We start from the raw sequence: 24,495 nt of genomic DNA on the forward strand, positions 1-24,495 counted from the left end.
TGGCTGGGAAGGCCGGTCGGTGTGCCGGTCGCGGATCCGGCCCTGTTCTGCGTGAGTGGGGAGGAACACGTCGGCACCGCCGTAGACGGTGTCCTAGATGCAATACCGGTGACTTTGCTGGTGCTGGCTCGTTGAGTTGGTGTGCCAAGACCTGGACAGTTGAAGGAAGTTCAGGGTGATCGGTTTTCGGATCGCATCGCCCTCGGAGTGCTCACGCGTGCGTTTCCGCCGGAGCTGTTGGATGAGGTGGTGGCGGAGTGCGGACGCACTGAGGAACGTCGACGCCTGCTTCCCGCACGGGTGGTGATGTATTTCGTGCTGGCGATGTGCCTGTTCTCGGGGCAGGGATATGAGGAAGTCGGACGGCTTCTCACACAGGGCCTGGAACGGGAACGTCGCTGGTCGAAGACGTGGCGGGTACCCACCAGCGGTGCGATCGGACGGGCTCGGCTCCGGCTGGGGGCGGAACCGATGAAGGCGTTGTTCGCCCGGGTCTGCCGGCCCGTGGCGGTCCCGGCGACGCCGGGAGCCTGGTTTCGGGGTCTGCGGTTGGTGTCGGTGGACGGGACGACCTTCGACCTTCCCGATACGGAGGCGAACGCCGCCTTCTTCGGGCGGCCGGCAACGGGGCGTGGTCAGGGCAGGAGCGCGTATCCGCAGGCCAGGGCCGTGGCCCTGGTCGAGTGCGGTACCCACGCCGTGTTCGCCGCCGACGTCGCGCCGCTGGCAGTGCACGAAACGGTCCTCGCCCGCCGCCTGTTCCCCTCGCTGACCAGGGGAATGCTGCTCCTGGCAGATCGGGGCTTCCTCGGCTTCGACCTGTGGCGGGCCGCCACGGCGACCGGCGCGGACCTGCTGTGGCGAGTCAGGAGCAACGCGGTCCTGCCCGTGGTGACCGCGCTGCCCGATGGTTCGTACCTGTCGGAGATCGTTGCCGCCCGGGACAAGAACCGGCGGGCCGACCCGGCACCGGTCCGCGTCATCGAATACACCCTGGGCCCTCCCGGAGAGGGCACCGTCTACCGGCTGGTCACCACGCTCCTGGACCCGGCCACCGCACCGGCCACGGAACTGGCCACCCTTTATGCCGAGCGCTGGGAGATCGAGACCACCCTCGATGAGATCAAAACCCACCTGGGCGGTCCCCGCTTCGTCCTGCGCTCCCAGCATCCGGACGGGGCCGAGCAGGAGATCTTCGCGTTCCTCCTCGTGCACCACGCCCTGCGCGACCTCATGCACCAGGCCGCCCAGCTGGAAAGAGAGGACCCGGGCCGGATGTCCTTCACCCGCACCTTGCGCGTCGTCCGCCGGCAGACCACCAGCCAGGCGGGACTTTCCCCCCTCCCGGCTCACCCGGGCGCTAACGCAGACCCTGCATGAAATCACCGAACGTCTCCTGGAACCACGACGGTTACGGTCCAACCCGCGAGTGATCAAACGCAAAAATGTCCAACTGGGCGCTCACAACAATCCGCCTCGCCCGGACACCCCCGTCGTCGTCCTTGCCAAGCCCACCAAAACAGCCCCAACCCCACGGACGAAGCCCTAAAACACCGGTATTGCATCTAGGCGTGGAAGCCGTTGCACACGACGGATGTGTACTTCGTGGGCCCGCCCTCGACGTGGTACAGCACCACGGTCCAGTCGCCCCTGTCGTCGCCGACCGGGATCGCGTCGACGGTCCGATTGCCGAAGTGGGCCCGGAAGTCATCGGGATACTTGAGTTTGATGGTTCCGCCCGAGGACCACCGGGAGTAGATGTCGATGGGCTTGCTGGTGAAGCCGATGCCCTTGCTGACGGACCGAAGGGGCCGACCGGTGGCGCGGTCGGTCTCGTGCGGGGGCCGCACCCCCACAGAGATGTAGTACGGCGCGGGCCGCTTTCCCTGTCCGGCAGTCTTGGGACGCAGCGCCACCGAGGCGGTGTCCGAGCCGGTGGTGTGCGAAACGGAGGACAGCAGGTTTATCGGCGGTGAGAACTCGGCGAAACTGGCCAGGTCGCAGGAGCCGATGCCCCGGGCGGCCTCCTTCGGAACGTCCGACAGCGTCCAGCGGTCCTGCGAGACACGGTTGTTCACGATGTGGTCCGGTGGCCGGCCCGCCGGACCCTTGGTGGCCGACCGGGACGCGGTGACATCGGTCGTGGGTGCGTCTGCGGGGGTTTGGCTGTCCTGTTCGGGGAGCAGCCAGAACGTCACCGGTACGACGAGCGCCACCGCACATGCCGCGAGCCAGCCCCTGCGACGTGCGGTGCGGGCGGGTTGCCGCTGATGGTCCGGCCCGTCGTGCGGTGTGGTGTCGGGCGTCCCCGGAGGTACGGTCTCGGCCGCCCGCTTTGCGACGTGATTCTCCGGCACGCGATCCGTCGGCTGTGTCAGGGCCTCGGTCTCCGGTTCCGTCTCCGAAGCCGGCGTGCTCAAATGCACGGGCACGGGCGCGGGTTCGGTGTCGCGGGTCACCGAGCGGTAGTGGGCGTCCGTAGCCAGCGCCGAGTCCACCGCGCATCCGGCGATCACGGCGGCCAGCTCGGGCCGCTCCGCCGGGTCCTTGGCGACACACTGCCGGATCAGTGCGGCCAGCGTGGGCCGTACCCCCGCCAGGTCGATGTCCTCGTGCACCGTCCGATAGCTCACTGCCGCCGCGTCGCCCGTACCATACGGGGGCCGACCGGTCGCCGTGTAGGCGATCGTCGCCCCAAGCGCGAAGACGTCCGCCGCCGGGCCGACCTCGTTGCGCAGGACGACCTCGGGCGCCGCGTACCCGGGCGTTCCCGGTGCCATTCCGTCCCGGGTGAGAATCGTCTGCTCAAGTCCCCGGGCGATGCCGAAGTCGATCAGTTGTGGTCCCTGCGGCGCGAGGATGACGTTGTGCGGTTTCAGGTCCCGGTGCGTGACCCCGTGGACATGGACCGCGGCCAGCCCCTCGGCGAGCGCGGCGAACAGCCGCAGGGCACTGTCCGGCGGGAACGGGCCGCCCGCGCCCACGGCGCCGCGCAGCGTGGGCCCCGGCACGTACTCGGTGGCCAGCCAGTACGGGGACGTGTCGAGCGACGCCTCGATCAACTGGGCGGTGTAGGCGCTGCGTACGGCCTCCACGGTCGCGGCCTCCCGCCGGAACCGGGCCAGTGCCTCGGGATGATCGTCGATCTCGTCGCGGATCACCTTCACGGCCACCAGCCGTCCGCCGGGCGACCGGCCGAGATACACCTGTCCCATGCCGCCCGCGCCCAGCCGGGCGAGAATCCGGTACGCGCCTATTTGCGCGGGGTCCTGAGGTCGCAGCTCTTCCACCGGCACGACTGTGCCATATCCGCTCACTTGCCGGACCGGCGTACCGCAACCGACGCACAACCGCCCTCCGTGCGCGGTGCGTTCAGTACCTGTCGGCCCAGACCTGAGACGTACATCTCAGGTCTGATGTGTCGGCCAATCTGCTTCCGGAGAAGGGTGGGATCGCTCCGCATCTGCTGATTGGATGGAACGCGACCGAGTGCGGCGTCGCTCCGGCAGCAGGATCCGTACGCCCCGGCAGACTGAAAGGCTTTTGATGAGCGGCAAGTTGACACGGCGGCCGGATCCCGGCGGTCGCCCGCACGCGGGGCTGCGTGTGTTATCGGTCGCTCTCGTGCTTGGCTGGGCATCGTCGCGGTGGTCCTTCGTGGAAGAGGAAGTGGCGGGCCTGCGGCCGCTGGTGCGGCCCGGCGCCGTCTGCCTCGACATCGGGGCCGAGTACGGCCTCTACACCTGGAGCCTGTCCGCGCTGGCCGGACCGTCGGGGAAGGTGCACAGCGTCGAACCGCTGCACGGCCCCGCGAAATGGCTGAGGGCCGCGGCAGCCGTCCTCGGCTGTGACAACGTCACCGTGCACCGCATGGCTCTCGGCGCGCGGGCGCACGAAGGAACGATGAGCCTGCCCCGGCGCCGTCTGCTGCCCGTCCACGGACGCGCCTATCTCACCGATGGCGCTTCGGGACCCGGACCCAACGTCGAGTTCCCCACCTCCCGTCCCGTGACCACACCGGTGCGGACGGTGGACGGCCTGTGCAACCACATGGGCCTCGACCGCGTCGACTTCATCAAGGCCGATGTCGAAGGGGCGGAGGCGGCCGTACTGTCGGGGGCCCGGCGCACGCTGCTGCGCCACCGGCCCGCACTCCTGCTCGAGATCGAGGACCGCCACCTCGAGAAGTACGACATGAAGTCAGGCGACCTCGTCAGCCGGCTCGGCGAGCTCGACTACGACATGTACCGCTGGCGGAACCGGGGTTGGGAACGTGTGGCCGACGTGACCGACGACTGCCGCAACTACCTCTTCTCGGCTCGCTCGACCCCATCCAGCTGAAGGATCCAACACATTCATGGGCTCCACCCTTGTCATCACCAATGACTTCCCGCCGCGCCAGGGAGGCATAGAGACCTTCGTGCACGCCATGGCCACGCGCATACCGGACGACGACGTGGTCGTGTACACGTCGCGCGAGCCGGGCGACACCTCGTACGACGCGGCCCTTCCGTTTCCTGTCGTACGGGACTCCAGCGGCATGCTCCTGCCGACCGGAAGGGTCACCCGGAGGGCCGTCGAGATAGCCAGGGCCCATGGCTGCGACCGGGTCTGGTTCGGGGCTGCTGCGCCGCTGGCCCTGATGGCGCCGGCCCTGCGCCGCAGTGGCATCCAGCGCATGGTGGCGACCACCCATGGCCATGAGATCTGGTGGGCCAGGACCCCGGGCCCGCGTCAGATGATGCGCCGCATCGGCGACGGCGTGGACGTCGTCACCTATCTCGGTCAGTACACGCGTGCCCGGATCGGGCCGTCCCTGGGCCCGAGTGCGCGCATGAGCCGGTTGGTGCCGGGCGTCGACGCGGAGGTGTACCGGCCCGACGCCGGCGCCGGATTCGACCTGCGTACGGAACTCGGCCTGGACGGCAAGCGCGTGATCCTTTGTGTGGCACGCCTGGTTCCGCGCAAGGGCCAGGACATGCTGATCCGGGCCCTGCCGCTGATCCGGCGGGAGGTGCCCGACGCGGTGCTCGTGGTGGTCGGCCGGGGGCCGGACGAGGCACGGCTGCGCAAGCTGGCGCACCGCCACGCCGAGGGCTCGGTCCGTTTCGTGGGCGGAAAGTCGCACACCGAGACGCCGCAGTACTACGCGGCGGCGGATGTCTTCGCCATGCCGTGCCGTACCCGGAAGGCCGGTCTGGAGGCGGAAGGGCTCGGGATCGTGTTCCTGGAGGCGGCGGCGAGCGGTCTGCCGGTGGTCGTCGGCGACTCGGGCGGCGCCCCGGACACGGTGCTCGACGGCAGGACCGGCCGGGTCGTGGACGGCACCGACACCGCGGCGATCGCCGGTGCGCTGACCCGGATACTTCTCGATGAGGACCAAGCCGCCGAGATGGGCGCCGCAGGCCGCAAGTGGGCCCAGGAGTCCTGGTCATGGGACGCATCGGCCCGCCATTTGACACAGCTGCTGAACCCCGAGGGCATCCCGGCGGTCGTGCCTGGGCAGGAGTAGGGGAACCGCGAGAACGACGCGTCGGGCCCGGGCGTCCCACCAGGCGGGAAGTCCGGGCCGTGCGCCTCTTGGGCATGAATACTGAACCCGCCGTTTCCCAGTGGCTCGTCGGGCGACTGGACGGCGTCCACAAGGAATTCGACGGCACCGCGGCCCAGACCGTGTTCCGCAGCGATTTCACACTTGTCGACACCTGGGCGCGCGACCCCACCAGCGGCTCACCATCACTGCGTTTCGCCGTCTTCGGCGGCGACCGCCGTGACCAGGTCCGTGACCGTGCGGCGAGCCCCTGTGTCGTCTCGGCCGCGCCGTCCACCGCCGGCGCAGCACCGCCGAACGAAGCGCGAGCCGACGCTGGGCTGTCAGGGACAGCCGAGGGACGAAGGTCAGGAACGCGGACCGCTGGATTGATCGGCGCGCGCTGCGTTCTTCTCCTTGATGCGCACCGCTTCCTTCCGGACGTCGGCCTGGGTTGCGCGTTCCCGCTGGAGCCAGTCGGGGCTGTCCTTCTTCAGCGCCTCGATCTCCTCCGTGGTGAGGGCCTGCGTGATTCCGCCTCGGGTGAGACCCGAGATGGAGATGCCCAGCTTTGCCGCGACCACCGGCCGGGGGTGCGGGCCGTTGCGTCGCAGCTCCTGCAGCCACTCGGGCGGATCGGACAGCAGAGCGTTCAGCTCGGTGCGCGAGACGACACCCTCCTGGAACTCGGCGGGGGTGGCCTCGAGGTACACACCCAGCTTCTTTGCCGCGGTTGCGGGCTTCATTGTCTGGGTGGTCTTGTGCGACGTCATGGTGTCAAGGGTATCGAGCATGTGCGCTACCTCTGACCAGGGCCGGTAACCTGGCGGAGTGACAAGTTCGGAAGAAACCCCTTCGTTCCGGCTCGCGTATGTCCCGGGGGTGACGCCCACCAAGTGGGTGCGGATCTGGAACGAGCGGCTGCCCGACGTCCCACTGACCCTCATCGGGGTGTCGGCCGCCGAGGCGTCCGACGTATTGCGGGGCGGTGGCGCCGACGCGGGTCTCGTGCGGTTGCCCATCGACCGGACGGGCCTCAGCGCGATCCCCCTCTACACCGAGACGACAGTGGTCGTGATCCCGAAGGACCACGTCGTGGCGGCGGTCGAAGAGGTCTCCGCCGAGGACCTCGCCGACGACGTCGTGCTGCATCCGCTCGACGACACCCTCGAATGGGAGCACCGGCCGGGACGGCCCGCGATCGAGCGCCCCGCTACGACGGCGGACGCGATCGAGCTCGTGGCGGCAGGAGTGGGCCTTCTCGTCGTCCCTCAATCGCTCGCCCGACTGCACCACCGCAAGGACCTCACGTACCGGCCGGTGTCGGACGCCCCCGAGTCGCGCGTCGCACTGTCGTGGCTGGAGGACGAGACGACGGACCTGGTGGAGGACTTCATCGGGATCGTCCGCGGGCGGACCGTCAACAGCTCTCGGGGCCGCCCCAAGGCCCCGGCACAGCCGAAGGGCAAGCGTCCCGACACAGGCGGTGCGCGGCGCAAGCCTGCGGCCGGCAAGGCGGCCGGGAAGAGCGCGCGGAGCGGTTCCGGCGGCGCCAAGGGCGGCAAACGAGGAAAGCCTCGCCGCCGGTCCTAGGTCCTGTCGTCAAACTGACGTCTGCCGCGCGGCAGGACCTGGCCACCGCCCCCGCACCGTCCGTACGCAGACGGCTACGCGGGGGTGGGTAACGACCTCCCCCACGATAGGGAGCGGGCTCCCGACGCCCTGCGACTCCGCTCGCGGCGTTGTCGTCAGTCAACGACGCGCCTTCCCCGAGCTCTCGGCTTCGCTCGACCAGGGGAGACCCCATCCGCTTCCTTCCTCCGCCTTGCAATCGAAGCCGCACGACGCCGCTCGCTGATCCGCTCCCTCTCGTGGGGGAGGTCGTAAGTCCTCCGAGAGCAGCAGGGCCGTGCCGGGCGACGGCTTCGGCAGGGGGCCGGCCACCGGCTCGTGGACGTACGGCAGCGGCTCGCTCAGGGCTCCGCCACTGGACGCGGCGTACAGGGCCACGATCGACGAGTAGTACGGGAGGCGGCGCACCGGGGCTTGCCGGCAGGCTTCCCCGGCGCGCTGTTCGTGCCCCCGCTGAAGGCACCTGGGCGGCTCGGCCTCAGGGTTCAGCGCCTGCGCACCTTCGGTTCCGGCACGAGACGCACGACGCCGTTGAGCAGATGGTCGATCAGGTCGTGCGAGGGTTTGTCCGTGAGGTTGGTCAGCAGCCGGGCCAGGGTGCTGAGCAGAAACGGCGACCCCATGACGTAACGGTTGAGGACCGGCTGGAAACCCGAACGGCTGAAGACGAGGTCCGCGGCCGTGTTCCCGAGACGGTAGTAGCGCCCCCAGCGGCGGTTCATCTCGACGGGGTAGCCACGCAGCACCTGCTCCCTCCTGGGCCCCCGGGGGAGAGCCAGGGCGAGCGCGGCGGTCTCGGCTGCGACTTCGCCGGCTTCCATGGCCTGGCCGATGCCCTCGCCGTTCCAGGGGCTGATCATGCCTCCGGAGTCGCCGACGAGGAGGAGCCCACGGGTGTAGAGGGGGTGACGGTTGAAGCCCAGCGGAAGGGCCGCGCTCCTGACAGGGCCCTGCGCGTTCTCCTCGCGCAGTCCCCACGAGTGCGGGGTACGCGCCAGCCACTCGTCCAACGTGGCGCGCAGGTCCGCCTTGCCGTGCCGTCGATGCGGCAGCGCACCGAGACCGACATTGACGCGGCCGTCGCCCATGGGGAAGATCCAGCCGTATCCGGGCAGGAAGTGATCACTCCCCGGGAAGCGGAGATCGGCCCACAGCTCCAGGTACTCCTCCTGGGAACGCTCCGGACTCCGGTAGTAGCGGCGGGCGGCTGTCGCGATCTGCCTGCTCCTGTCCCGCTGCAGGCCCATGGCGAGAGCGAGGCGGGCGGAGGCGCCGTCGGCGGCGATGACGATCGGTGCGTGGAAGACCAATGGCTCCTTCGCCGAGGTCGTGGCGGTGACACCGGTGATACGGCCGACGCGGTCGGTCAGCGGCTGGGTCACCTTCACACCGCTGCGCAACCGGGCTCCGGCGGCGACGGCATGCCGGGCCAGGATGTCGTCGAAGTCGTGTCGGCTGCGCGAGAGCCCGAAATCCGGGTAACGCCCGAGCGCGGGCCAGTCGATGTGCACCTGATGGTCCCCGGCCACCCATCGCATCCCGCGTGAACGCGTCCACCCCGGAGCCTTGATGTCGACGCCCATCCTGATGAGCTGGTGCACCGCTCGTGGTGTCAAGCCGTCCCCGCACACCTTCTCCCGGGGAAAGTGAGACTTCTCCAGGAGCAGGACATCGACGCCCGCCCTGGCGAGGTGGAAGGCCGCGGCCGAGCCCGCCGGACCCGCCCCCACTACGATCACCCGGGCTTCCTCGTCCGAGCCGTGGGCGGACCGATCGTCCGACGAGGACTGCTCTGGCGTCGTTTCCCGCATGGGGAACCCCTTCCTGTTCCTGGGACGGCCGGTGCCGTACCGAGGACGGCATCCCTGTGCATCATCATCGATCAAGGAGGGCCGGTGCGGAACCCGGCCCGGATGTCCGGCACCCGCCTGATGCGGCGTCAACCACTGTGTGAGCAGCTTCGATCATGGAAGCAGTGCAGCCCTGCTGGTGCCGCTCGCCGGGAACCTGACACCGTCGCGCTCCTCGCCACGCCGGACGGATCGACGGCGACCGAGCGCTCAACCCGGACAACAGGTATCCGGAGTGGCAACAGGCGGTCGCAGCACGGGTTGATACACATGGCCCATGTCGAGGCCCTCTTCCTGCGCCGGTACGCCGCGGCACTGCGGAACTGAGCCGGGCTGAACCTGCCGACGGCCCTGCGCCTACGACTCCAAGTAGCGCCCCGGTGGTGACAGGCGCGAGAAGTCCGTCGCGCCTCACCGGCAACGCTAAGGGCTGTCCCGCCCGTCGCCGCCCTGGCAGCCTGCCGCTGCCGCGATGAGCAGCGACAGCGTGGCCGGTGGTGCCGCGGCTGACTTCTTCGTCCGGGATGCGTGCATGGCTGCCGCCCCTTCCGAGCCGGCCGACGCACCAGTCCCGGCTTCTGCCGTTCGCTGCGACGGCTCCCTGTCCCTCATCACGCCGAAGGGTCGCCCCAAGGGTTCCCACGGGCAGGGCGGGCGGGCCGTCGGCCGCGGCGGGGGCGTGCTCAGTAGGGCAGCGGGCGGCCGGACGGGGTCCGCAGATCGAGTGGCGGCGGCCGCGACGGCAGCTGCGGACGTCGGACGATCTTGATGCGGCCCATTGCCACCAACTCCTGTCGGTCAGCGGTCATATGCCCGGCGGGTTGCCCTTTCATGCGGCTCCCTCCCGCTCAACTGGCCTGCTGCGCACGAGCGTTACGTAGTCGGCCAGGGTGATGAGAGAAAGGTGCCGGGAAGGCGTGGGAAGGCGCCATCTTCCTGCCGCACCGGGACACCGCGCACACGCGCTCGCTATCCTCCCGGCTATGACCCATGAGCGTGGCACGGGTGGGAAATCCGGCGGGGCTTCGCGGAGTTCCGGGTGACCGAGGGCGTGGGCCCTCTGCCGGATGTCCGTACCGCAGAGGCGTGGAGAGCCTTCGGAACCCGGTTGCGTCTGTGGCGCAGGCGCGCCGGGCTCACCCAGGCCCAGGTGGGCGCCCGCGTCGGCTACGACCACACCGCCATCAGCAAGCTGGAGCACGGCACCCGGAAGACACCACTGCCGCTGGCGCGCAGGCTGGACGACCTGCTGACGGCCGACGGCGACCTCCTCGACGCCTGCGAGGCGGCGGCCGAAGGGCCGGGTGGTGCAGGCGAGGAGAGCGGGGGAGTACCTCCGGCTGCGGCCGCCGTACGGACGGGCCCCCTGCCCGGCGAGCCCGCAGGCGGCGCCCTGCTCTCGATGCTGCCGCCGGACACCGTCATGCCCATGAGCCTGCCCACCTACGGGCTGGTGTGTCCGGTCCACGGCCGCGACGGCTGCACCGTTCCCGCGCTCGCCGACGTCATCGCTCTGCATTCGGCCTTCTGCCTCCTGGGCCCGGCCACCGTCTCGTGTCCGCCGCTGGACATCGACACCGTGCACGCCCTGACGGCACTGCTCGCCGTCTGCCAGCGGGCCGACGAGGAGCGCGCCTGGCCGGGAGCGGCCGTCGTGGTCGAGCGCACCCTGCACGCGATGCTCCGCTGGATGGCCCTGCCCGCAGCGCCGTACCAACGCCAACTCGCCCCACTGGCAGCCGAGTACGCACAGTCGGCCGGAAGTCTGCGGCTGTTGTGGGGCCGGAACGCGACAGCGATGGCCTGGCTCGACCGGTCGCTGGGCTGGGCCGGCCTGGCCGGTCGTGTCGGAACGCAGGTGGCCGCGCTCAGCGACATGAGCACCCTGGCACGGCTGGAGGGCGACGGACCCTCCGCCCTGGCCTACGGCGGTGCGATCCGGCAGGCGGCCGCGGGCCGGCACTGGGCGGGCGCCATGAGCGATCTGTACGAGGCGCGCGGGCATGCGGTGCGGGGCGACGCGCGGCAGTCCCTGGGCCATATCGACCGTGCCTTGTCACAGCTGGACCGGGTCGGCGAGCAGGATGAGACGGAGGCACCCTGGCTGTCGGTCGCCTCCGTGCGTCTGCGGGTGGAGTCCGGCGCCGCCGGGGCCCTGCGGGACCTCGCCGCGGTGACCGGGGACCGTCGACTGGCGATGCGCGCGGTCGCGGCGACCCGTATCGCGCTGGGTCTGCTCCTTCCGGGGATGCGCTCGACGCGGATGCTGTTCCTGGTACGGATGGCCGACGCCCATGCCTGCGCCCAGGACCCGCACGCGGCGATCGCCATCGCCGAACCCGTACTGGACACCACCGAGGTGACCGCATCCACGCTGCTCGGCCAGGAACTACGCGGTCTGCACAGCCGGTTGGCGGCTTGGCACGGCAACTGGGCGGAGATTGACGACTTCATCCGCCGACTGGCCGCCGCCGTCCGCTGAGACACCGAGGGCGGGGCGTGTGCGTACACGCCCCGCCCTGGCAGCTTCCTGGCGGTGAATCAACTCACATTCAGCGTCACGTCGTCCACGACGAAGCTGGTCTGCAGATAGGCGTCCTCACTGCTGGTGAACCCGAGCGTGACCGTCTGACCTGCGAAGGCGTCGACGTCGAAGGTCTTCTGGACGTAGGAGCCTGCGGCGTCCGTGTTGGAGTACGTCGCAAGCGTCTTGGTGCCCAGCTTCACGGTGAGCGTGTCGTATGCGGTCGGGTCGCCCGCAGACTCATCGGTGTCGGTGCGCAGATGGAACGACAGCTTGTAAGCCGAGCAGCCCGATGGAATGGTCAGCGACTGCGAGGCGGCGTCGGAGTGCGTGGAGCCCCAGCCGCCGAGCCAGGCCATGTACGCGCCGCTGTGCGCGGGCTTCTCCGCCGTCCGGTTGCTGATCACGCCGCCCGTCTGGGTCCACGGCGCGACGCCCTCCTCGAATCCGCCGTTGGCGACGACCTGCCGTGCCTGGCAGGTGCCGCCGCCACCGACGACGAGCGAGTACGTGGCGGCGTGTGTGGCCGTACCGGTCCCGGTCACCGTGATGGTGTACGTACCCGGCGCGGTCAGGTCCCCGGCGGAGACGGTCATGGCCGACGACGAACCCGACTGTACGGAGGCCGGGGCGAACGCGACCGTGACCCCGCTCGGCGCCCCGGAGGCCGTCAGCTTCACGGTCTGCGCGGAGCCACTGGTGGTCGCCGTCGACACACTCGCGCTGACCGAGCCGCCCGGCTGGACATTGCCGGAGACCGGCTTCACCACGACGGAGAAGTCATCGGCCGGCGCGGTGGTGCCGACGGAGGTCTTCCACACCGTGTGGGCGATCCCGTCGGCGCTGCGGTCGAGCGCGGTCGCGTTGATGTTGCTCGTGGTGTCGCAGGACTGGTGGTAGCAGGAGTCGTAGGGCCTGCCCGCCGTGCCGCCCCACTTGGCGGCCTGCGCCGACGACTTGGTGTAGCTTGCGCCCGTCGCGTAACCGGAGGTGGGAATGCCGCCCTGCTGGAAGGAGTAGTCGTCGGAACGGCCCTGGCCCTCGACGTTCTCCTCCGGCGCGAGGTTCAGCGAGTCCCAGTACTCCTTCATCGGGGCCGAGGCGGCCGAGTCGACGTTGTTGATGAAGTAGCCGGCGTTGGTCGAGGCGACCATGTCGAAGTTGTAGTACGCCTTGATGGTGCTGCGCTGGGCGGCGGTGAGCTGGCCGACGTAGTACTTGGAACCCTGCAGACCCTGCTCCTCGCCGTTCCACCAGGCGAAGCGGACATGCTTGGTCATTGTCGGGTTCTGCTCCGCCAGGGCGAGCGCGTTCTCCAGCAGGGTGGCAGAGCCCGAGCCGTTGTCATTGATCCCGGGGCCGGCCGCGACGCCGTCCAGGTGGGCTCCGAACATGACGGTCTGGTCGGACGGGCCGCCCGGCCAGTCGGCGATCAGGTTGTTGCCGCGGTACGTGCAGCTGGTGCAGGTCTGCTCGCTGACCGTGTAACCGGCCGCCTGCAGCTTGCCCTTCACATAGGCGACCGAGGCTGTGTAACCGGCGCTGCCGGCCCGGCGGTTGCCGCCGTTCTGCGAAGCGATGGTGTTCAGCTGCGCCAGATGAGCCTGCACATTGGCGACACTGATGTCGGGCGCGCTACCCCTGACCCGGGGGGTCACCATCTGCCGCTCGTATTGCTCGTCGGGCCCCTTCGCCAGAGTGTCGAGACCACTGGCGGCGGCCCGGTCGGCTGCCGACACCGCGGCCGAGAGCGCGGTCCGGGCGGGCGGAGACGGTTCGGCAGATGCTGACTGGCCGCTGGCGGCGACCAGCATTCCGGCGAGGACGGCCAGGGTTGTCCCGGCCGTCATCGGGCTGCGTTTCATCGAGGCTCCTTGAGTCGGGGGGCCTCGATCACGGGCAGCGGCGTACGGTGAGGTACTTGCTTCGAAAGCCGGCCCCTGTCGCCCGTGTCGCCGTCGTCCCTGATCGAGCGAGCGAACACTCACATGTCGTCATGGCCTCGTCAATGAACTGCGAAGGCTGCCGAGGGACTTGGCAAGTCTGGTCAAGCCGCGGTGGTGGGATCGCACAACAACCCGTGCGGGGCGGCTATTCCAGGCCGGAGATCGTGAACACCGTACGCGCGGTCCGACGGTCGATACGGTCGGCCAGTTGACGCAGCACCGTCACCCCGCACCGCAGCGTCCCGCGCTCCACACAGCCGCGGGCGTCGTTGTCCAGCCGGTGCCACAGCGCCGGATTGGCGAGGAACACCTGGGGGTCGACCTCGACCCGGCCGCCGTCCGCGTCACGGAGCACCAGGCGCTGGGAGACTCCGTCCGACCAGCGAACCGACACCAATCGGTCGGTGTGCACGATCCGTTCGCACACCAGACCGCGGCACGAAAGCCATCCGGCACCCGCGCGGACCCGAGGCGGCACCAGGACCATGAACAGCAGGGCGGCCAGGCCCGTCCACAACAATGCCCGCAGCCAGGTGAGGTGACCGGCGGTCACATCGACGGCAAGGAGCAGCCCGAGGAGCGTCACGGCGCAGCGGACCGCGAACCGCAGGTCCTGCGGCCAGCCGTGGTCGCGGGCGGTCGTATCGGGCGGAGGGTGTGCCCGGCCGGTGCGCGGGCCGGGCACGGCTCGGATGTCACGTCGTCTCATGGCAGCGACGTTATGGAAGCCGGCCGGCCCGACGCCGTCCGTTGATGAACCACTGACGCCGCAGCCGCCGGTCCTGACGGCTGCTTGACGGGCGGTGCCGCGGTCGGGGGCGGCAGCGGAGAGCGGCTCAGTCCTGCTCGTCGTCCCCGTCGTCCTCGCTGTTCTGCGCCGGCTGGTCGGGGGCCGGTGATTGGGGTCCGGTGGATGCGGGGGGCTCGGTGCCCGGGGTGTCGGCCGAGCCGGAATCCGGGGAGAACAGGCTCATCCCCAGGTATACGGCCGCGAGGAAGGCGACCGTACCGGCAATGGCGCTGGCCACCCTGGGCCGACGCCTGATCGCCTCGCGGGCGCCGGTGCGCCGCCGGACAGGCGCGGACCGGTCCGCCGGACGCCGTCTGTGGCCGCCGGCCTGCGGCAGGCGATACGTCGTCATGCCGTCGGCCTGCTGAGCGGAGGCAGGCGTCGGGGAGGGCCTGAAAGCAGGGGCGGGTGCCGAGGCATAAGGAACGCTCGGCGCTGCCGGAGGGGCCGTGGGTGCGTACATGGGCATGGGCGCCGCCTGTCCACGCCACGCATCGTTCTGGAACCAGTCGGCGACCTGCTCGGCGCTGGGCCGGTTCTCGGGCTGCTTCGCGAGCAGCCCCAGCAGATAGGAGTCGAAGGCGGGGGACAGGGCGACGCCCCGCTGTCTGAGCGGCACGGGGGCCGTGTCGACATGCTGATAGAGCGTCGCGGTCGCAGTGTCGGAACGGAACGGTGGCTCGCCCAGCAGGAGTTGGTAGATCACACAGCCGAGGGAGTACATGTCGGACGCCGCACCGGCCGTACGACCCAGGGCGCGCTCCGGGGCGAGATAGAGACTGGTGCCGACGATCTGCCCCGTGGTGGTCAGCGCGGCCGAAGGATCGTCGACGAACTGGGCGATGCCGAAGTCGCCGATCTTGACAGCCCCTTCGGCGTCCAGCATCAGGTTTCCGGGCTTGATGTCACGGTGCACGATGCCTTGCCGATGAGCGGCGGCGAGCCCCGCGGCCGCCTGGCCCGCGATCCGGGCGACCTGCTCGGCGCCGAGCCGCTCCTCGGTCGCGAGCAGATCGCCCAGGCTTCTGCCCTCGACGAGCTCCATCACGAGGTAGAAGCGGTCCTCCCAGGCCCCGAAGTCGAACACGGCCACCAGATGAGGGTGGCTCAGGCGGGCCGCGGTCTGCGCCTCCAGACGGAATCGGGCGGTGGCCGACTCGTCCGCGTGGCCGCCCAGCAGCAGCTTCACGGCCACCGCCCTGCCGAGCACTTCGTCGGCGGCGCGCCACACCTCACCCATGCCGCCGCGGCCTATGGGGGACAACAAGCGGTACCGACCAGCTACCAGCACCTGTGCACCAATCTCGAATTGTGGGCCGCTTCGACTGCCACGGCGGCGACCCGACCGGGATCGGGGCGGGGTGGGGGGCGCGCGGCATGATCAGGATATCGGGCCGCCGGACCTCGACGACACGCCGAGCAGCCGCTCAGCTGTCCGAAGGGGCTGAGCCGGGTGGTAGCGCCGCGGATTCCTCACCAGGTATCGACGAACGGACTGCGCCTGCCGGGAGCGAAGGCTGGGTCAGAAGCCTCCGCGAAGAGCAGACCGGCTGCCGTGAACGCCGGATCGGAGGCCGTTGCCGCCGCATAGGGAATCGCGATGCAGCGCATGCCCGCCGCATGCGCTGCGGCCGCGCCGGGCGCCGCGTCCTCCACGACCACACAGTCGTTCCAGAAGGCGGCGCGTCGCCTCGTAAAGGTTCGGCTCGCTGTCCACCAGCGTGGCGTCGAGGCCGAAGGCGAGAGTGAGGACGGGGATGCGCCGGGAGTTCATGGCATCCAGCAGGCCGAGACGCTGATCACTTCGGGCTGCCGGCGGCCGTGCGGCCCACCGATTCGACCAGCGGCAGGAGCCGGTGCGGCACCCGCTCGCGCAGCGCCACTTCGGTACGCGTCCTGACCACACCGGGCAGTTGGATCAGCCGCTGGATCACATCCTCCAGATGCCCGTTGTCGCGGGCCACCACCCGGGCCAGCAGATCGCCGCCGCCCGTGGTCGAGAAGGCCTCGACGATCTCCGGCACCGAGGCGAGCGCCTCACCGACCTCGTCCAGATGCCCCTGGGTGACTTCCAGATGAACGAAGGCCAGCACCGGGTGACCCAGCGCGGCGGGGGACAGGACCGGGCCCGTTCCGGTGACCACACCGTCCCGCTCCAGCCGGTCGATACGGGCCTGCAGGGTGCCCCGGGCAACGGAGAGAATGCGTGCGTACTCACGCACGCTGGTACGCGGCTGCTCGATGAGCAACCGCAGGATGCGAGTGTCGAGGGCGTCCACCGCCATGGTCCGTTGGTCTCTTCCTGGTAGGCCGAGCCGGGCTGCGACTGTACCAATGGCCCGGCAGCGGCCCCGTAGGACCGATCCGACGCCGCCTCGGCTCCCGTCTCATACCCGTAGTCCTGCAGAGCTACAAAAAAGGCTCACTCCCCGGTGGGACGCGGATTACAAGGCCTTGTCCATAGCTTCTGTACCCGAAGCACTGCAGCCATCCGGTACGGAAGGAACAGCCCGCCATGTCGTCCCATCCGCACAGCAGCCGCCTGCGTCGCGGCCTGCTCACCGCACTGGCGGCCGCCTCGGTGGCCGTGCCGATAGTGGGAGCCGTCGACCCCGAGGCCGTACCGGCACCGGCTCCGACCGTCCAGGGTCCGTTGCGTACCGCTGCACCCGAGGCCCTCACCGCGCGGTATGGCGCGACCCGCGCCGACATAGGGGCGGCCGAGCGGGCAGCGGCCGACCACGGCGACCGCAAGCGGGCTGCCGCGCTGCACGTCATGGCCGATCCCGCCCGCCGTTTCCTCTCCTTCGACGGCCGTGACGGGGGCCGCAGCGTCGAGGTCTTCGGCGACCTGTCCCACGCCGAACGGATCGCCGTTCTGGTCCCCGGCGCGGGCATCGGCATCGACCACTACTGGCGTCTGCGAAACGGTGCGCTCGCACTCCACAGCGAGTTGGGCGACCGGTCGGCCGTCGTCGCCTGGCTCGGATACAAACCGCCGACGATGCCGGGTCCGGCCTCGGTGACCTCTCAGCGGGCCGACGAGGCGGCCCCCGAACTACGCCACTTCATGGGGGAGTTACTGAGCCTGAGGCCTGCGGCCCGGACCTCCCTCGTCTGTCATTCCTACGGCTCCGTCGTCTGCGCCCGCGCCGCGCACGGACTGCGGGTCGCGGACATGGTCCTGTACGGGAGCCCCGGCACCGGCTACGGAAACGCCGCAGACCTGCACACCCCGGCCACCGTCTGGGCGGGCCGTGGCAGCGACGACTGGGTCGCCGACGTTCCGCACATGAAGCTCCGACTTCCCTTTGCGGACATCGGGTTCGGCACGGACCCGGTCTCGCCCGGGTTCGGCGCCGAGATCTTCGCGGCAGGCGACGGCGGCCACAGCGACTACCTGAAGCCCGGTTCCTTACCGCTGAAGAGTATCGCCCGGATCGTGGCCGGAACGGCCATGCCCGCAGAACCCTCGGGAGAGCGCCATGCGTGACTTCGTCCGGCGGATCGACTCCGCCACTCCTGCCGACCGTGACCGCGCGATAGACGCCCTGCGCGCCATCGCCATCCTCGGCGTGGTTCTCGGCCACTGGCTGGTGACCGCACAGGTCGTCGACAGCGGCACCATGCACGGCTCGAGCCCGCTGCAGTACATGCCCCAATTCACCCCGGTCTCCTGGGTGTTCCAGACCCTTGCCGTCTTCTTCCTGGTCGGCGGACAGGTGGGCGCGAAGAGCTATGCCTCCGCTCGCGCGCGTGGCGAGAACTACGGCCGCTGGCTCCGTGCGCGCATTACCCGGCTGCTGCGGCCGGTTGTCGTCGTGCTGGTCGTATGGACCGTGGCGGCGTGCACGATGTTCGCCTCCGGAGCGGACCAGGACACCGTGCGCGCGCTGTGCAAGCTCGTGTGGTCCCCGCTCTGGTTCCTGGTCGTCTTCGCGGCGCTGACGGCGGTGACCCCGCTCGTGGCGAAGCTGCATCCGCTGTGGCCGTTCGCCGTCGTGCTGATCACCGACCTCTACCGGTTCGGCCTGGACGCGCCCGGCGACTTCGCCTCGGTCAACGTAGTGGCCGGCTGGCTGGTCCCGTACTGCCTGGGCGCGGCCTGGGCCCGGGGCGACCTGCACAGCCGCAGGACCGGCTGGACACTGCTGCTCGGCGGAGCCGCCGCCACCACCGGACTCGTCCTTTGGGCCGGCTACCCCGCAGCCATGGTCGGTGTGCCCGGCCTGGAGATCTCCAACCTCGACCCGCCGACCCTGGCCGTGGTCACCTTCGGCCTCACCCAGTGCGGAGCGGCACTGCTGCTGCTCGGCCCGCTGCGCCGGGTGCTGCAGCGCCCGGCCGCCTGGGCGGCGGTGGCGACGGTGAGCCTCTCCGCGATGACGATCTTCCTGTGGCACCAGACCGCGATGATCGCGGTCACCGCGACCGGCCTGCTGCTGGGCGGGACCCTGACCGGCCTGCACACCGTCCCCGACACCCCCGGCTGGGTACTCGCCCGACTCGCCTGGCTGCCCGTGTTCGCCATGGCGCTGCTGGTGTGCTGGGCGGCGTTCCGTGGTTACGAGCAGGGGCGGCCGCGAAAGAAGAGCGTGGTCGTCCGCAAGGGGCGTTCCGCGGGGTCAGCGGCGGCGCGTCGGGTTTGAGGTGCGACCCGTGGAGCGGGACGACGTGGTGAAGCGGTCGACGGAGGCCCTGCGGGCACTGCGCCGCACCTTGCGGGCGATGACCGCCGCCGACTGGATGCCGAGTCGTACGCCCATTCCGTGGCCGAAGGCGTACTCGCCCGCGTGGAAAGCGGAACAGGCCCACCGTGAACAGCACCGGCGGCACCACGAACGCCGGCCGTCGGTCCAGCCAACGCGGCCGCTCCAGGAGCCGGGTCGGGCCGCCCCCGACATCACCACGCCCTCGCGCCGCGCTGACACGGCCACGCGTGTGCCGGGGCTCCGCGGGCAGCGTTCGACCCCCGTTCAGGTCCGTTGGCCTACCCGTGGCGCATATCAGCGGCCAATGATTGAGCCAATGGCCCAGTGATTCGTCGCTCGTTTGAGCCACAGGTCGCAGAGGTGCTGTGATGTACCCCGTCGATGGCGCTGCGGATCCCCGCGGCGCCTTTTTCATGCCGGTGCGCAGGGCCGGTGTGCAGAAGCGGGAGCATGCCGTGCTGAAGAGGATGTTCGTTTCCCCGGACCCGGGCCGACTGCGGCTGCGCAGCGGTGTCCGGGCCGTCCTCGGCATCGGTCTGGCCGTCGTGGTGTGCGGCCTGGCCGGTCATTCGCTCTTCGCGGCCATCACCGGCGGCCTTGCCGCGCTGCTGGCCCTGTTCACGGTGCTGGACGCCACGGTGCGCGATCAGGCGATCACCACCGCCCTGCTGCCTGCCGTCGGTTTCCCTGTGCTCGCCCTCGCCGCGGGGCTGCACGACTATCCGTTGGCACGGGACGTGGCCTTTCTCGCGGTCATGGGCCTGGGCGTGTACGCCCGGCGATGGGGGCCGCGCGGCCACTCACTGGGCGTGTTCGCGTTCATGGCCTTCTTCACCACGCAGTTCCTCCACACGCTGCCCGGGCAGTTGCCCGAGCTGTACACCGCGGTCGCCCTCTCCCTGCTGGCATCGTCGGCCGTCCGCTTCGGGCTGTGGTGCTACGAGCGTCGGCTGCCCGCCGCCGTCGTAGCCACCCCGGTGACCGGCAAGGGGCTGGCCCGCGCGACGACGCGCCAGGCGATTCAGGTGACCGTCGGCGGAGCCCTCGCACTCACCGCGGGGCTGCTCCTCTCCGAGCAACGCTGGTACTGGGCCGTGGGCGCGACATGGTGGGTCTTCGTGAACACCGCCTCGCGTGGCGAGACGCTGGTGCGTGGCTTCCGCAGGGTCCTGGGAACACTGATCGGCATCCCCATCGGCCTGGCCGTCGTCGTCCCGCTGCACGGTGCTGCCGTGCCCAGCGCGTTCGTCGTCGCGATCAGCGTCTTCGGGATCTTCTACACCGCTGCGGTCTCGTACACCTGGATGGTGTTCTCGGTGACGGTGATGGCCGGGACTCTCTACGGACTCCTCGATGTGCTCGACCCGGCCCTGCTCATGCTGCGGCTCACCGAGACCGGTGCTGGAGCGCTCGGTGCGATGCTCGCGGTGCTCCTCGTGCTGCCGGTCACCACACACGCCACGACCGACGCATGGATCCAGCGGGCCTTGCGCTGTGTGCACGCCTGCACGGCCGAAGCCGCAGCGCGGCTCTCCGGTTCGACGACCGCCGACCCGGCGCCCCGAATCGCCGAGCTGGAGGCACTCCTCGGGCGGGTGCGGCTGTCCCTGGCCCCGCTGGTGCACCCGCTGAGCCCACTGCGCGCCCGCAAGGCCCGCGCAGGACAGGTACTCGCTCTGCTGGACACATGTGCACGGGAGGTGCGGGGACTGGCCCTTGTCGCCGCGGACCCGGAAGCGTCCCACGACGCCCGCCTCGCTGCCGCCTGCTGGCGTGTCGAAGCCTCCGTGGAGGCGCTGACGGCCCCGGATCTGCCGTACAGGGCGGGCATGCCGAGCATCCCGCCGCACCCGGCCGCCGCAGAACCCGCGCTCGCCCACCTGCACGGTCTGGAGCGGGCACTCGCCGAACTCGCCGCACCGCTGCACAGCGATCCGCGCGCCCCGTTGATCGGTGTGTGAATCGCCCGCGCAGAGCCGGCCGGCAGCGGTCTTGGTCTAGACCTCGGTGGGTCGACTGCTACCGTCGCCCGGGAAGATCACGAGGTACGAACGGTCGTGGTCAGTCGGCGGAGAGGGGTAGTGCGGTGACGAGCAGCGCGGCGGGCAGCGACAACGGCGCAGGACGGGCATTCATCGGGTCGTTCACCTCGGCGGGCGGGCGGGGAATCACCGCCGCCGCCGTGGATCAGGAGACCGGGGCCCTGACCGTCCTCGGCTCGACGGACACCGTGCCCGATCCTTCGTATCTTGTCCTGGGCCACCCGGGTCCGGGCGGCAGGGTGCTCTACACGGTCAGCGAGACCGAGCACGGTGCGGCCGCCGCACTCGACATCACCGGCGATGTGCCGCAGCCGATCGGTGAGATCCGGCCGGTGGAAGGCAACGGTCCGACTCATCTCGCGCTCGCGGGCGGTCATCTGCTCACCGCCAACTACGGCTCCGGCAGCGTCACCGCTCTGTCCGTGCGGAAGGACGGTTCTCTCGGCGCCGTCACCGCCGTGCTCAGGCACGAGGGCAGCGGTCCGGACGCCGACCGTCAGCGGGGCCCGCACGCCCACCAGGTGCTGCCGGACCCGTCGGGGAACTGGGTGCTCAGCGTGGACCTTGGGACCGACTCCGTACGGATCTGCGCGCTCGACACGGCCACCGGAGCGTTGCGGTTGCACGGCGAGACGGCCCTGCGGCCGGGCACGGGCCCGCGCCACCTGGCCTTCCATCCTGCGGGCAGCCACGCCTACATCCTGAACGAACTCGAACCGACCGTCACCACATGCAGGTGGGACGCTGCCGCGGGAGTCCTGGAGCCGGTCGCTGAGACGTCCGTGCTGCCCGAGGAATCGGCGCGTGGCGGGGACACGGCGACCTACCCGTCCGAGGTGGTCGTCTCGCACGACGGACGGTTCCTCTGGACGGCCAACCGGGGGCACGACAGCATCTCCGTTCTCGCGCTCGACGGAACGGGCGAGAAGGCGACCCTGGTCACGACCGTGGGCTGCGGCGGGCACTGGCCGCGCGATCTCGCGCTCGATCCCACCGGCCGATGGCTGTACGCGGCCAATGAGCGGTCCGGGGACGTCAGCTGGTTCGCCGTCGACCGGGCGACCGGTATCCCGCGCCGCGCGGGCTCGCTGGAGGCCCCTGCCGCGTCCTGCGTGATCTTCGCCTGACACCAGGACACGCACAGCCGAATCGCCGGGCGGGCCGGAAGGATCAAGCCCGCCCGGCGATCGACGACAAGCGGCTGCCGGGCGCACCCGGCACCGGATCAGCGCGCCTGAGCACCCTGCGGCGTCGTCGGCGTGATACCGAGCGCCGTCATGTACATCGACAGCACGAGCTTGCCGATCGCCGGATACGCGCCGAGCGGCTCGGCCGTCGCGCAGCCCGCCTCCTTCGCGGCGGCATCCAGCAGCCCCTCGGCCACCTCGGGCCCGACGAGGTACGGAGCCAGCGCGAGCTGCACCGAGCCCGAGCCCGTGAGCTGCTCGGCGATCGACGCGACGGAACCCTCCACATCGAGTGCGGCGGCCATCACCGGTACGGCGAGCCGGGCGGCCAGCAGCATGCCGGTGATCCCGGCGGCCTGCACGGCCTCCTCGCCACCCACCGTGGCCAGCACGATGCCGTCGGCGGCCGTGGCCACCGTGAAGAGCCGGGCACGGTCGGCGCGGGCCAGACCGGCCTCGGAGAGGCGTACGTGCAGCGCCTCGGCGAGCAGCGGGTGCGGGCCGAGCGCATCGGTCAGCTCGACCTGCGTGCCGCTGTCCATCACGGCCTGCCGTATCCGCCGGATCAGGGCGCTGTCCGGCCCCGCGAGCAGCGGCACCACGACGGCGGACGGACCCTCGGGCTCGGCGACCTCGCGGCCCGCGGCCTGCGCCTGCTCGAAGCGCGCGATGCGCTCGGCGGCGCTGTGATTGAGTACGGACGAGAGCTTCGGGTACTCGGCATCGTCGCCGTCGAGGTAGCCGATCCGGGCATTGAGGCCGGGCAGCTCGGAACGGGCGATGCTGATCACCTCTTCGGCCAGGCTGCGCGTGGCCGAAGAGGGGGTACCGGGAACGGCGAGAACGAGCGCGGCAGCGCCCTCGGGTGCGACCACGGGCTCCGGGCGGCGGTGCCGTCCGGACTGGCGAGGTCGCGGCATTCGTACAGGCAGGCCGGAAGCGGGCCCAGTGGGGGTGCTCATGGCGCCGCATGCTACTGGTTTTGGATGCCCCTCTGTTCGGGGAGGGCCCAGTCAGGCGTCATATGTCCGCTTTTATCCGATGGGAGGCTTACTGGCTGACTGTCCTGCTCTGTCGGCACCTACCCGTGCTCCTGCCCAGGCCCGTAACCGGGTACGCAGAGCAGCGTCGAATGGTGGGGCAGTCGCAGGTCCCCGGCGGCCAACGCCTGAGCGATGGCCAGCGCACCGGTCAGCGGATCACCCGAACCGGGGACCGGCCGTGCCTGCGGGAGCTGCCGGGACAGTTCCTCTCGTAGCGGTACGAGCAGCGGATCGCCCATCCGGAACAAGCCGCCTGTCAGGGCCACTTCGCACGGTTCGTCGTCGGCCCCGGCCTTCGGGTACACCGCTGCGGCAGCCTCCGCGATATGTCCGGCGGCCTCGCGCAGAATGCCCGCGGCGACCGGATCATGCCCGGCGCACGCGGCGACCTCGGGCGCGAACGAGGCCAGCACGGCAGGCCGGTCGGCACGCGGATACAGCAGTCCCGGCAGTTGCGGCGCCGGGCCGAACACCGCCTCCAGCCGGGCCAGCAACGCGGCGGACCCACCGCGCCGCCCGTCGTGGGCGCGCATGCCCGCATCGAGCCCGGCCCGCCCGATCCAGGCGCCGCCGCCGCTGTCACCCAGCAGATGACCCCAGCCGTCGGCCCGTCGCCAGCTCGTCAGATCCGTACCCAGCGCGATCAGGCCCGTGCCACCCGCGACGACCGCCCCCGGGCGCTGACCGACCGCCCCCGCGTAAGCAGTCACCGCGTCGGCGGCGAGAGCCAGCCGGCACACCCCGAGCGCGCTCTCCAGGGCCGAAGGCAGTTCGGCGCGCAGCTGTCCGCCGAGCGTCGCCATACCGGCGGCGCCGATCGCCGCGGCGGCGATCTGGGAGCCGTCACCGCCGCCGTGCTGCTCCAGCAGCCGGCGGGCGGCGGGCAGCAGTTGCTCCAGCAGATGGCCCGCATCGATCCCCGCAGGTCCCGTGCGTACCGGCTCGGCGCAGACCGTTGTGCCCACCGGGGCGGACATGCCGACGGTGCCCAGCGCCACCCGCAGCCCGGAACCGCCCGAGTCCACACCGAGCACCAACGGCCCCCGCGTGCGCGTCGCCCCGCCGGGACGCGGGCGAGCACCACTGCTCTCCGGCGAACGCTTGCGTGAGCTCATGGACCGACTCCAGGAAAGAATCGAGGAATGACGGCGGCAGCCTATCCTGAGTCCCGGACGCGGGAATCGGGGTGCACGGGACCACCGGCCGCGGAAGCCAACACCCGGGCGGGGAACGGGTTCG

18 protein-coding genes and 2 pseudogenes are annotated in these 24,495 nt (G+C 70.6%); 9 read left to right on the forward strand and 11 right to left on the reverse strand.

Annotated features, from left to right (window positions below):
• The first annotated feature begins 141 nt into the window (after nt 1-141).
• The gene (locus tag ABTZ94_RS09815; RefSeq protein WP_351199260.1) at nt 142-1,380 is read left to right on the forward strand and encodes an IS4 family transposase; all 1,239 of its coding nucleotides are present in this window, start codon (nt 142-144) and stop codon (nt 1,378-1,380) included.
• Nucleotides 1,381-1,565: 185 nt separating this feature from the next.
• Here the strand turns inward: ABTZ94_RS09815 and ABTZ94_RS09820 are convergent, their stop codons facing one another.
• Nucleotides 1,566-3,290, reverse strand: coding sequence for a serine/threonine-protein kinase (locus ABTZ94_RS09820; protein ID WP_351199262.1), 1,725 nt, complete (start codon nt 3,288-3,290; stop codon nt 1,566-1,568).
• 367 nt (nt 3,291-3,657) lie between these two features.
• Here ABTZ94_RS09820 and ABTZ94_RS09825 point away from each other — a divergent pair, with 367 nt between their 5' ends.
• Together ABTZ94_RS09825 and ABTZ94_RS09830 are read left to right on the forward strand one after the other, a co-directional pair.
• A complete protein-coding gene (locus tag ABTZ94_RS09825; RefSeq protein ID WP_351199264.1) occupies nt 3,658-4,341 on the forward strand; it encodes an FkbM family methyltransferase in 684 nt (227 codons plus the stop codon).
• Between the two features lie 16 nt (nt 4,342-4,357).
• Nucleotides 4,358-5,512: a glycosyltransferase family 4 protein gene (locus tag ABTZ94_RS09830; RefSeq protein ID WP_351199266.1), complete on the forward strand. Its 1,155-nt coding sequence runs from the start codon at nt 4,358-4,360 to the stop codon at nt 5,510-5,512.
• 386 nt (nt 5,513-5,898) lie between these two features.
• On the opposite strand, the gene ABTZ94_RS09835 is transcribed toward ABTZ94_RS09830, so the two are convergent.
• Nucleotides 5,899-6,303, reverse strand: coding sequence for a DUF5997 family protein (locus tag ABTZ94_RS09835; protein ID WP_351199268.1), 405 nt, complete (start codon nt 6,301-6,303; stop codon nt 5,899-5,901).
• Between the two features lie 58 nt (nt 6,304-6,361).
• Here ABTZ94_RS09835 and ABTZ94_RS09840 point away from each other — a divergent pair, with 58 nt between their 5' ends.
• A complete protein-coding gene (locus ABTZ94_RS09840) occupies nt 6,362-7,123 on the forward strand; it encodes a LysR family substrate-binding domain-containing protein (RefSeq protein ID WP_351199270.1) in 762 nt (253 codons plus the stop codon).
• A 524-nt stretch (nt 7,124-7,647) separates the two neighbouring features.
• On the opposite strand, the gene ABTZ94_RS09845 is transcribed toward ABTZ94_RS09840, so the two are convergent.
• A complete protein-coding gene (locus tag ABTZ94_RS09845) occupies nt 7,648-8,973 on the reverse strand; it encodes a geranylgeranyl reductase family protein (RefSeq protein WP_351199272.1) in 1,326 nt (441 codons plus the stop codon).
• 722 nt (nt 8,974-9,695) lie between these two features.
• Entirely contained in the window at nt 9,696-9,845 is a 150-nt protein-coding gene (locus tag ABTZ94_RS09850; protein ID WP_351199274.1) for a hypothetical protein, read from the reverse strand.
• A gap of 206 nt (nt 9,846-10,051) precedes the next feature.
• Here ABTZ94_RS09850 and ABTZ94_RS09855 point away from each other — a divergent pair, with 206 nt between their 5' ends.
• Nucleotides 10,052-11,494 carry a helix-turn-helix domain-containing protein gene (locus ABTZ94_RS09855; RefSeq protein WP_351199276.1) on the forward strand — a complete coding sequence of 481 codons (1,443 nt, stop codon included), beginning with the start codon at nt 10,052-10,054 and terminating at the stop codon, nt 11,492-11,494.
• Nucleotides 11,495-11,553: 59 nt separating this feature from the next.
• Here the strand turns inward: ABTZ94_RS09855 and ABTZ94_RS09860 are convergent.
• From ABTZ94_RS09860 to ABTZ94_RS09880, 5 genes and pseudogenes are all read right to left on the reverse strand, one after another.
• Nucleotides 11,554-13,176: pseudogene (locus ABTZ94_RS09860) on the reverse strand (M28 family peptidase); the annotation flags it as partial.
• 451 nt (nt 13,177-13,627) lie between these two features.
• Nucleotides 13,628-14,191, reverse strand: a complete 564-nt coding sequence (locus tag ABTZ94_RS09865) for a hypothetical protein (RefSeq protein ID WP_351199280.1) — start codon at nt 14,189-14,191, stop codon at nt 13,628-13,630.
• 127 nt (nt 14,192-14,318) lie between these two features.
• Entirely contained in the window at nt 14,319-15,512 is a 1,194-nt protein-coding gene (locus ABTZ94_RS09870) for a serine/threonine-protein kinase (protein WP_351199282.1), read from the reverse strand.
• Nucleotides 15,513-15,745: 233 nt separating this feature from the next.
• A pseudogene (locus tag ABTZ94_RS09875) lies at nt 15,746-15,943 on the reverse strand (hypothetical protein); the annotation flags it as partial.
• A 128-nt stretch (nt 15,944-16,071) separates the two neighbouring features.
• A complete protein-coding gene (locus tag ABTZ94_RS09880) occupies nt 16,072-16,557 on the reverse strand; it encodes an Lrp/AsnC family transcriptional regulator (RefSeq protein WP_351199284.1) in 486 nt (161 codons plus the stop codon).
• A gap of 230 nt (nt 16,558-16,787) precedes the next feature.
• On the opposite strand from ABTZ94_RS09880, the gene ABTZ94_RS09885 reads away from it, so the two are divergent.
• The 4 genes from ABTZ94_RS09885 (at nt 16,788) to ABTZ94_RS09900 (ending at nt 22,153) form a co-directional block, all read left to right on the forward strand.
• Complete coding sequence (locus ABTZ94_RS09885) at nt 16,788-17,765, forward strand: alpha/beta hydrolase (RefSeq protein ID WP_351199286.1); 978 nt, start codon at nt 16,788-16,790, stop codon at nt 17,763-17,765.
• Nucleotides 17,758-18,921 (forward strand): acyltransferase family protein, encoded by a 1,164-nt coding sequence (locus tag ABTZ94_RS09890; RefSeq protein ID WP_351199288.1) that lies wholly within the window; start codon nt 17,758-17,760, stop codon nt 18,919-18,921. The genes ABTZ94_RS09885 and ABTZ94_RS09890 overlap by 8 nt, the downstream gene beginning before the upstream one ends.
• 518 nt (nt 18,922-19,439) lie before the next feature.
• Nucleotides 19,440-20,945: an FUSC family protein gene (locus ABTZ94_RS09895; protein ID WP_351199328.1), complete on the forward strand. Its 1,506-nt coding sequence runs from the start codon at nt 19,440-19,442 to the stop codon at nt 20,943-20,945.
• Nucleotides 20,946-21,070: 125 nt separating this feature from the next.
• A complete protein-coding gene (locus ABTZ94_RS09900; RefSeq protein ID WP_351199290.1) occupies nt 21,071-22,153 on the forward strand; it encodes a lactonase family protein in 1,083 nt (360 codons plus the stop codon).
• 98 nt (nt 22,154-22,251) lie between these two features.
• Here ABTZ94_RS09900 and ABTZ94_RS09905 read toward each other — a convergent pair whose 3' ends face one another.
• Both ABTZ94_RS09905 and ABTZ94_RS09910 read right to left on the reverse strand, forming a co-directional pair.
• Nucleotides 22,252-23,175 (reverse strand): sirohydrochlorin chelatase, encoded by a 924-nt coding sequence (locus ABTZ94_RS09905; RefSeq protein WP_351199292.1) that lies wholly within the window; start codon nt 23,173-23,175, stop codon nt 22,252-22,254.
• A gap of 119 nt (nt 23,176-23,294) precedes the next feature.
• Nucleotides 23,295-24,371, reverse strand: a complete 1,077-nt coding sequence (locus tag ABTZ94_RS09910) for an N-acetylglucosamine kinase (RefSeq protein WP_351199294.1) — start codon at nt 24,369-24,371, stop codon at nt 23,295-23,297.
• Nucleotides 24,372-24,495: the final 124 nt, after the last annotated feature.

It is taken from the genome of Streptomyces sp. NPDC002785, assembly GCF_040295565.1.
GTDB lineage: Bacteria > Actinomycetota > Actinomycetes > Streptomycetales > Streptomycetaceae > Streptomyces.

Excerpts from the sequence above, each read along its gene's own strand:
- ABTZ94_RS09830 (WP_351199266.1), top strand. The coding sequence starts at position 4,358 with ATGGGCTCCACCCTTGTCATCACCAATGACTTCCCGCCGCGCCAGGGA.
- ABTZ94_RS09835 (WP_351199268.1), bottom strand. The coding sequence starts at position 6,303 with ATGACGTCGCACAAGACCACCCAGACAATGAAGCCCGCAACCGCGGCA.
- ABTZ94_RS09845 (WP_351199272.1), bottom strand. The coding sequence starts at position 8,973 with ATGCGGGAAACGACGCCAGAGCAGTCCTCGTCGGACGATCGGTCCGCC.
- ABTZ94_RS09850 (WP_351199274.1), bottom strand. The coding sequence starts at position 9,845 with ATGAAAGGGCAACCCGCCGGGCATATGACCGCTGACCGACAGGAGTTG.
- ABTZ94_RS09865 (WP_351199280.1), bottom strand. The coding sequence starts at position 14,191 with ATGAGACGACGTGACATCCGAGCCGTGCCCGGCCCGCGCACCGGCCGG.
- ABTZ94_RS09870 (WP_351199282.1), bottom strand. The coding sequence starts at position 15,512 with ATGGGTGAGGTGTGGCGCGCCGCCGACGAAGTGCTCGGCAGGGCGGTG.
- ABTZ94_RS09880 (WP_351199284.1), bottom strand. The coding sequence starts at position 16,557 with ATGGCGGTGGACGCCCTCGACACTCGCATCCTGCGGTTGCTCATCGAG.
- ABTZ94_RS09885 (WP_351199286.1), top strand. The coding sequence starts at position 16,788 with ATGTCGTCCCATCCGCACAGCAGCCGCCTGCGTCGCGGCCTGCTCACC.
- ABTZ94_RS09890 (WP_351199288.1), top strand. The coding sequence starts at position 17,758 with ATGCGTGACTTCGTCCGGCGGATCGACTCCGCCACTCCTGCCGACCGT.
- ABTZ94_RS09905 (WP_351199292.1), bottom strand. The coding sequence starts at position 23,175 with ATGAGCACCCCCACTGGGCCCGCTTCCGGCCTGCCTGTACGAATGCCG.
- ABTZ94_RS09910 (WP_351199294.1), bottom strand. The coding sequence starts at position 24,371 with ATGAGCTCACGCAAGCGTTCGCCGGAGAGCAGTGGTGCTCGCCCGCGT.